We start from the raw sequence: 330 nt of genomic DNA on the forward strand, positions 1-330 counted from the left end.
CGGCGCTGGTCGCCCTGCGGAAGCTGTCCGGCTTCGACGACGTCCTGAAGAAGCTGGCCGGCCTGGTCTCCGAGCGCAGCGTCCGGCTGATGTTCCTGGCCACCGCCGTCCGCACGTCGGAGCGTCAGTTCCCGGAGCTGCACGCGATGGTGCGGGACGCGGCCTACATCCTCGACCTGGAGCAGGTCCCCGACCTGTACGTCACCCAGGACCCCACCGTGAACGCGATGTGCATCGGGATGGACACCCCGATCATCGTGGTCACCAGCGGCCTGGTCGACCTGCTGGACGAGGAGGAGGTCCGCGCGGGGATCGGCCACGAGGTCGGCC

The 330-nt window shown here is 69.7% G+C and carries 1 protein-coding gene; it reads left to right on the forward strand.

The features are described from left to right. The coding region (locus ABD323_RS42985) for a M48 family metallopeptidase (protein ID WP_344447472.1) at nucleotides 1-330 on the forward strand (330 nt) is incomplete at both ends.

The sequence above is a fragment of the Kitasatospora nipponensis genome, assembly GCF_039528135.1.
GTDB lineage: Bacteria > Actinomycetota > Actinomycetes > Streptomycetales > Streptomycetaceae > Kitasatospora > Kitasatospora nipponensis.